This is a genomic window from Aestuariivirga sp. (genome assembly GCF_044239095.1).
In the GTDB taxonomy this organism is placed as follows: Bacteria; Pseudomonadota; Alphaproteobacteria; order Rhizobiales; family Aestuariivirgaceae; genus Aestuariivirga.
Genome location: NZ_JBIICB010000212.1, coordinates 1 through 7,569 on the forward strand (window position 1 = coordinate 1; position 7,569 = coordinate 7,569).

At 59.5% G+C, this 7,569-nt stretch carries 8 protein-coding genes; 4 read left to right on the forward strand and 4 right to left on the reverse strand.

From position 1 onward, the window contains the following. Positions 1-176: 176 nt before the first annotated feature. On the reverse strand, positions 177-743 hold the full coding sequence (locus tag ACILRA_RS16640) for a hypothetical protein (protein WP_395663189.1): 567 nt from the start codon (positions 741-743) through the stop codon (positions 177-179). A 166-nt stretch (positions 744-909) separates the two neighbouring features. Here ACILRA_RS16640 and ACILRA_RS16645 point away from each other — a divergent pair, with 166 nt between their 5' ends. From ACILRA_RS16645 to ACILRA_RS16660, 4 genes are all read left to right on the forward strand, one after another. Then, positions 910-1,479 (forward strand): hypothetical protein, encoded by a 570-nt coding sequence (locus tag ACILRA_RS16645; protein WP_395663190.1) that lies wholly within the window; start codon positions 910-912, stop codon positions 1,477-1,479. Positions 1,480-1,594: 115 nt separating this feature from the next. After that, positions 1,595-2,209, forward strand: coding sequence for a GNAT family N-acetyltransferase (locus ACILRA_RS16650; protein WP_395663191.1), 615 nt, complete (start codon positions 1,595-1,597; stop codon positions 2,207-2,209). Next, entirely contained in the window at positions 2,206-3,273 is a 1,068-nt protein-coding gene (locus ACILRA_RS16655) for a hypothetical protein (RefSeq protein ID WP_395663192.1), read from the forward strand. Before ACILRA_RS16650 ends, ACILRA_RS16655 begins: the two co-directional genes overlap by 4 nt. 391 nt (positions 3,274-3,664) lie before the next feature. Continuing rightward, on the forward strand, positions 3,665-3,916 hold the full coding sequence (locus ACILRA_RS16660; RefSeq protein ID WP_395663193.1) for a phosphopantetheine-binding protein: 252 nt from the start codon (positions 3,665-3,667) through the stop codon (positions 3,914-3,916). 213 nt (positions 3,917-4,129) lie between these two features. Here ACILRA_RS16660 and ACILRA_RS16665 read toward each other — a convergent pair whose 3' ends face one another. From ACILRA_RS16665 to ACILRA_RS16675, 3 genes are all read right to left on the reverse strand, one after another. Further along, a complete protein-coding gene (locus tag ACILRA_RS16665; RefSeq protein WP_395663194.1) occupies positions 4,130-5,146 on the reverse strand; it encodes an ABC transporter permease in 1,017 nt (338 codons plus the stop codon). Positions 5,147-5,160: 14 nt separating this feature from the next. After that, complete coding sequence (locus ACILRA_RS16670; RefSeq protein WP_395663195.1) at positions 5,161-6,705, reverse strand: sugar ABC transporter ATP-binding protein; 1,545 nt, start codon at positions 6,703-6,705, stop codon at positions 5,161-5,163. 49 nt (positions 6,706-6,754) lie between these two features. Beyond that, a partial coding sequence (locus ACILRA_RS16675) for a substrate-binding domain-containing protein (RefSeq protein WP_395663196.1) occupies positions 6,755-7,569 on the reverse strand: 815 nt, incomplete at its 5' end.

A 7,569-nucleotide genomic window follows, 5' to 3' on the forward strand; every position in this document is an offset into this window, starting at 1 on the left:
TTGCCCATCTCATGCCCCCAAATCAAATCAGGGCATGATCATACATATTTATCGATCAAGACACTAGCGCGCGTTCCGACCAGGTGGAATCACCTGGTCGAAAAGAACTCGCGCAAGTTCAATGGCTCGAGCATGATCTTACCGCAAAAGTGGTTTCCACTTTTGCGGATCATGCTCTAGATCAAGGCCTGGCGCAGGATCGCGCGCTCGTCCTCATCGAAGCGGAGGGCCATGGTGGGCTGGTGGGTCTGCAGGCGATCAGCTGCAACGTCGCAGGCGGTGAGGAAATCCTCAATCTTGCCCGCGGCCAGCAGCTTCACTGCGGAGCCGAGCAGCCGATCGGCTCCGCAGAGCGATGCGAGATGGCCTGCGAGGTAGCCCGCATCCGCGTTACCGTTTTCGGCACGCAACATGGCACGCGAGGTCCGGAGTGACCCCGTACGCGGCGAGAACCGCAGCGCCGCAATCTCCTCCGCCAGAGCGGCAGGCGCATCAGAGCCGAGGACTGCGCAAAGGCTCAGCATGTCCTTCTCCGCATCGACGCCATGCTTCAGCGCCTGATGGCGGGCGAAACCTGCAAGGTAGCCGGCAACGAAGGCGGCGAGACTTGGCGCGATGCTTGAGCTGTCAGCCAGTGTGGACAGGGCGATCAGGCACGCCTTGCGCAGCACCGCTTCACGCGCGTCCTGCCCCTCCTCCACGAGAACCACCGCCAGCCGGGCAGGCGGCTTGCGGCGGTTCATGTTGATGTCACGCCAACCCATAGCGGCCAGTCTAGATCATGAACCGCAAAAGTGGGAGCCCTATTGGTGGCAGAGGGTTTTTCCGCAAGAATTGCGGCATCGATTCGCACTGGCATCACGGGACGGGCATGCCTATGGTGCGCCCGTAAATGCGGAATGAACTTTTTTGCAGCAACCCCAGAACATAGCCCAGCTCGACCTCCGATGCGGCGAGTACCGCATCAGGCTGATGTCACCCCGGCTGGTGTCCGACGACTGGTCACGCTGGCTGGCAGATCCCAAGATCATGCTGCCGCGGGGATTGAGACCAAGGCGTGTGAGCAAGGAGCAGCTTGGCCAGTACGTGATGCGGATGCACGCCAATCAACGGGCGATCATCGGCATCTTCGATGCAGAGACGGACGGGCACCTGGGCGTGCTGGAGATGAACTTTGACCGCAAGCACCTCATTGCCATGGTCGAGATCATGGTCGACACGCACAGGGTAAGCCTGGCCCATGTGGCGGGCGAGGTGCTGCCCCGCCTCTTGCCCCGTATCTCCCGCAGGTTCGGGATCGATAAGTACGTCGCGCAGGTGCCGCAAACCAATCAGCAAGCAATCGCCTATTTTTCCGCAAGCGACTGGATCCTCGAGGCAGAGCTTACCGATGAAATCCCTGGGTTGAGGGATGGCAGACGCCTGACGATGATGCAGTTCGCATGGTTTCCAACTCCAGACCCCACACCTTCAACCTAAGATGACAATTTTGCGCAAAAATTGGGTGGCATCGATCAATGCATGTTGTGCAATCGATCACATTTGTCTACCCTCGGTTATCCGTTTCGGATCGTCAGGGTGAAAGGTCGTTCAAGTGAGCGAATTGCCTCCCCAAATCATTGAACTGCGGACACCCAACTTCGTTCTCCGCACGCTCCAGCCCGGCGACGAGGGACCTGAGCTTGAAAGCTGGACGCTCGATCCCATCGTCGCCGAAATGATGAATGCGGAGTTGAAGACCTGGAGCATCGAACGCCAGCGCTCATTCTTCGCAACAGGCCTGTCGCGCCCAGACCGCCGGTTCATCGGCATCTTCCCCGCAGGCTCGGCGGTTCCCATCGGCGTGTTCATCATCAAGCTCAACGTGTCCAAGGGAACATTCGTGGTCTCTACCCTGATCGGCGACAAAAGCTGGCGGGGCAAGAACGTAATCACCGAATGCGCCGATGAGATCTATCGGCTCCTATTTATGGAAACCGGATTTCACAAAGGCAAGGCCAACGTGCTTCCTACAAACAAGGCAATGATTTGGTTAATGGCCCAAAGCGCGTGGAGACGCGAGGGGCGTCTCCGAAAACACCTAAGCAACTCAACAAACAAGGAGCGATTGGATGTATTGGTCTATGGGCTGCTGAAACCCCTGTGGCTTGATTTCATTACTCGCAAGAAACGAGAAGGCGCACAAGCCAACGATGGGGTCCAAATTTGAAGTCGTTCGAGTTTCGCCGCATTATGGACGCTACAGCTCGCCGGGCGGCTTTCGAAGCATGTGAGCCCAAGATATGGTGGGAACGAAACCTTTTCTCTACGCTGGTGATCGTCGACCCCAGCATTGCCATCGATATACTGCGTAGCACGGATTTTGCACTCCCTGATCTAAGGGCACTTGTCCGAGAAATGCGGCGCAGACAGCCGAACAGCTTCATACATCTACAACCCGCTCTAGAGTTACTACCGATTTTCCTAGAGAACCAGGACCATACGCGAATTAGGAAAATCCTCGGACAATATCTATCATCGAAACACCATGAAATCGAACAGCGACTGCCAAACGTCATCTGCGGTCTTCTTGATAGCATCCCACAGAGTGGTGAGATCAATCTTGTAACCCAATTGCTTACACCTCTCATCGGAGATGTTTTTTCCAAGCTCGTCGATCGCGACCTAAGCGAAGAGGTGATGGGCTTGAGACTTGGCAAAATGTTTGAAGTGAAACATACCATGGCTTCACTGAGCAAGCTCGACGTCATGCTCGAGCGCGTTTGTCAATTCCTCGGGACAGACCCTAGCTCGGACGAAGACGAGTTCATCTGCCAGTTGAACTGTCTTGTTTTTGGTGTGGAGAATGTAATTTCAACCCTAGCGGAAAACTTATTCCTGGCTTTCCAACTCAGTGGGGGTACTGCTCCAGCACAATTACCGCCATATCCTGTTGAGGTAATGATCTCGACCACACACAGAAGCGCAATTTCGCCCACAGAGATTGCGGGACATCGAGTCAAGCCTAGTGATATAATCCGTATTCATCTTGAGCCCTTCGGTTACTCGAATGATAGAGCAATCAATTCTGCACTTTTCGGCGCCGGCAGGCATGCTTGCATCGGAAAGCAACTCACACTTACGATCTGGAAGCACCTCACAGAACAGTTCAATTCAAGAAAGTTCGCCGGAGTTGTAACCGAGTTTGAAAGCGACAGATCGCACTCCTTCCACGTTACCAAGACACTCAAGATAGTGTGTCCAGACAAGGCCGATAGAGTAATTACGACTTGAAGTCGTTTGCGATTCATAAGTTTTCCGGCTCGATTAGACGGAAGAAAGGACTCGAGGCGCCTGACCCGAAGATCCTTCTCGAACACCCAATCTTCCCATTACGCCTTTGGGATACTCAACCAATCAATGAACATGGAATACCTTGTTTGGCGCCAACTCTAGAGCATGATCCGCAAAAGTGGAAACCACTTTTGCGAAAAGATCATGCTCAAGCCATTGAACTTGCGCGAGTTCTTTTCGACCAGGTGATTCCACCTGGTCGGAACGCGCGCTAGAGACACCTTTCGGAGCAGTTCAATGACCGGAAAATCCGTGGCCAGATCACCGACTACCAATCCGAGTGCACCCATACGTTCAACTTCGTCAAAACTCTGAAGGTCTCGATCCTGCCATGACAGTCACCGAAGTCCGCCGCACCATCATCGAGAGCATGCTGGCTTGCGGCATGATCAGCGAGCCGGAACACCAGCGTCTCCAGTCAGACGAGAACGCCGACGTCGATCTCGCATCGCTGCAAATCGACAGCATCAAGATCGTGGACTGGTGCATGGACCTTGAGGCGAAACTGAACCGCGAGGTGCAGATCGAGGAACTGGTCGAGAACGACTCGCTGAACAAGCTGTCGCGTTACCTTTCGGCCTGACGCGTTCAGGCCAGGTGGAATCATCTGATCAAAAAAACTCGCGCAAGATCATGCTCTTGAGCGGCAGTCAGTCAGTGGAGATTAGCCCCCACATTTTTCACCGTCATGCCAGCGAAAGCTGGCATCCCGCTTTCGGTGCAGCACATGCTGACAGAAAGCGGGACCCCAGCTTTCGCTGGGGTGACGGAAGGGACGTAACGCGCGCCTCGAGCCTCAGGCGCGTTTTCGCCGTGATTTGGCGAAGGTATCGAATGCCACGGCGAGCACGATGATGACGCCGATGATGATCTGCTGGATGTAGGAATTGACGTTCATCAGCACGAGCCCGTTGAGCAGCACGCCGATGAGCACGGTGCCGATCACCGTACCGAAGATCGAGCCCGAGCCGCCGAACAGGCTGGTGCCGCCGATGACGACGGAGGCGATCACCGTCAACTCGTAGCCCGTTCCCGCCACGGCCTCGGCGGAGTTGAGCCGGGCCGAGAGCACGAAGGCGCCAAGCCCCGCGAAGAAGCCCATGATGACGTAGACGCTGGCGATCACCCAGTTGACGTTGACACCGGCAAGCCGCGCCGCCTCCGGATTGCCGCCCACCGCATAGACCCGCCGCCCGTAGCGCGTGTAACTCAGCACCACATGTGCGACGATGGCGCAGACGATAAAGATGATGACAGGCACCGGCACCGATAGGATGCGCCCCTGGCCCCACCAGGTGTAGTCCGGCTGGAAGCCCGAGATGGGGCCGCCAGAGGCGAACAGCAGGGCTGCCCCCCGGAACACCGACATGCCGCCCAGTGTGACCACGAAGGCCGGCACCTTGAGCTTGGTGATGGCGATGCCCTGCAGCAGGCCGCCGAGCAGCCCCACGGCGATGGCCGCCAGGGCCGCGAGTTGCCAGCCATAGCCGATCGTCTCGTCGCCGACCGTGAAGCGATCCTCCATGCCGCCCTTGGCGACCGCCGCCGCAACGAGGCCCGCGAAGGCCAGAAGCGAGCCGATGGAAAGATCGATGCCGGCGGTGAGGATGACGAAGGTCATGCCGATTGCCAGCAGCCCGGTGATCGACACCTGCCGCATGACGTTGAACAGGTTGACCGACGACAGGAAGCGCGGCTCCATGATGGCGAAGACCAGCATGAGCAGCAGCAGGAAGATCAGCGGCGCAAAGCGCGCCAGAAAGGTGAAGGCGTCAAACCCTTCCCCCGGAGGCTTCACCACGCCATTGCTCATCGATCACTCTCCCGTCATGCCGCGCGCTGCGGACCGATGGTCATCAGCGTCATGAGTTTTTCCTGTGTCGCATGCTCACGCATGATCTCTCCGGTGACCCGGCCTTCGCGCATGGTGATGATGCGGTCAGCGAGCGCCAGGACTTCCGGCAATTCGGATGAGATCACGATGATGGCGATGCCTGAGCGCGCCATTTCGAAGAGCAGGTTGTGCACCTCGACCTTGGCGCCGATGTCGATGCCGCGCGTCGGCTCGTCGACGATCAGGACGCTGGGCCGCAGCGCCAGCCAGCGCGCCAGCACCACCTTCTGCTGATTGCCGCCTGAGAGATTGCCGACGATCTGGTCGGGCGAGGCCATGCGGATGTTGAGGAGCCGGCGGTATTCCTCGACCAGCTTGTCTTCCTTGGCGCTGCTGATGAAGACGCCGAGCGAACTGATGCGGTCATGCGCGGCAATCGACAGGTTGGTGCGGATGGCCAGCGCGAGGAACAGCGCCTGCTGCTTGCGGTCCTCCGGCACGAGACCGATGCCGTTGGCGATGGCATCGCGCGGGCTGGTGATCCGCAGTTCGCGGCCCTCCGCCAGCACGGTGCCCGAATCGAAGAGATCAGCCCCGAACAGCGCGCGCGCCGTTTCGGTGCGGCCGGCGCCGACGAGCCCCGCAAGGCCGAGGATCTCGCCCTTGTTCACCTTGAACGAGACATCGTGAAGCTCGATGGCGCTGGCATCCGTGCTCTTGCGGCGGCGGGTGATGTTGCGGAGTTCGACGGCCACCTCGCCGGTATTGTAGGATTCGGAGCGCCGGGCGAGCAGGCCCAGCTCGCGGCCAACCATGAGGCGGATAATTCCATCCATGCCGATGCCGCTGACGGCGCCGCGGCCCACATGGCGGCCGTCACGCAGAACCGTATAGCTGTCGCAGATCTCGAAGACTTCCTCGAGCCTGTGGGTGACGAAAATCGTGGAGATGCCTTCCGCCTTCAGGCTGCGGATGATGGCGAAGAGGTTCTCGACCTCGGCGCGGCTCAGCGCGCTGGTGGGCTCGTCCATCACGATCAGGCGCGACTTCATGGACAGCGCGCGGGCAATCTCGACCATCTGCTGCTCGGCCACCGAAAGATCGCGCACCAGGGCGCGCGGACTGCGCTCAAGGCCGATGCGGCGGCAGAGTGCTGCCGTCTGCTCTTCGAGCTGGCGGTAGCTGATGAAGAAGCGGGAGCCGGGCTCGCGGCCGATGAACACGTTCTCCGCCACCGTCATGTCGGGGGCGAGCGTGAATTCCTGGTAGATGGTGACGATGCCCGCCCGCTGGGCCTCCTGCGGGGAGGAGAAGCTGACGGCGCTGCCTGCGAACTCAATACTGCCAGTGTCAGGCGGCTGGGCGCCCGACAGGATCTTGAGCAGGGTTGACTTGCCCGCCCCGTTCTCACCGAGGAAGGCATGGATCTCTGCCGCTCCAACCTCGAAATCAACCGATTCGAGCGCGCGAACGCCGGGGAAGGATTTTGAAATCCCCCGCATGCGCAGTAGCGGTGACGTCTCGCCTGGCCCTGTCATGAGAAAATCCTCCGGCCGGACGACTGCCCGGCCGGAGGGTTCCTATAGGTTACTTCACTTCGCCGAGGCGTTCAGCGGTGTTGAGGTTGTCCTTGGTGATGGCGACCGGCGTGAGGAGCAGAACCTGCTCAGCCGGCTTGGTGCCATCCTTGATGAAGGCGGCAAGCGTCTGGACACCCAGCGCGCTCTGCTGGCCGGGGAACTGCTCGATGGTGGCGGTGAGGCCGCCATCGCGCACCTGGGCCAGGGCTTCGGGCAGCGCATCGAAGCCGATGATGGCGATGCCGGTGAGGCCACGCGCCTTCACTGCTTCCATTGCGCCGAGCGCCATGTCGTCATTGGCGGCAACGATCACCTTCGGCGGCTCGGAGAGGCCGGAAAGTGCCGCCTCCGTCACCGAGAGGCCCTTGTCGCGGGCGAAGCCGGCCGTCTGCTCGAAGACGATCTTGTACTTGTCGGCCACCGGATCAAGCACGTTGTGCAGGCCCTTGTTGCGGTCGATGGCGGGCGAGGCGCCCGACTGGCCCTGCAGGTTGACGATGGTCGCGCCATCAGGGAACATCGACATGATCAGGTTGCCCTGGGCCTCGCCGCCCTTGACGTTGTCAGCGCCGACATGGGCGAGAATGCCCTCGACCTGCGCCACGCGGCGGTCCACCGTCACGACGGGAATGCCAGCCTCAACAGCCTGCTGCAGCGCGGGCGCCATGGCGTCCACTTCGTTCGGGCTGATGACAATGCCCTTCACGCCCTGCGTGATGGCGGCCTCGATATCGGCCGTCTGCTTGGGCGAGGACACCTGTCCGTCGGACTCGATGACCTCATAGCCCTGCTTCACGATCTCCGCCTTGAAGGCGTTCATCA

Bases quoted from the DNA above. Each gene is read 5' to 3' on its own strand.
- ACILRA_RS16640 (WP_395663189.1), bottom strand. From the start codon at position 743: ATGAACCGCCGCAAGCCGCCTGCCCGGCTGGCGGTGGTTCTCGTGGAG.
- ACILRA_RS16660 (WP_395663193.1), top strand. From the start codon at position 3,665: ATGACAGTCACCGAAGTCCGCCGCACCATCATCGAGAGCATGCTGGCT.
- ACILRA_RS16670 (WP_395663195.1), bottom strand. From the start codon at position 6,705: ATGACAGGGCCAGGCGAGACGTCACCGCTACTGCGCATGCGGGGGATT.
- ACILRA_RS16665 (WP_395663194.1), bottom strand. From the start codon at position 5,146: ATGAGCAATGGCGTGGTGAAGCCTCCGGGGGAAGGGTTTGACGCCTTC.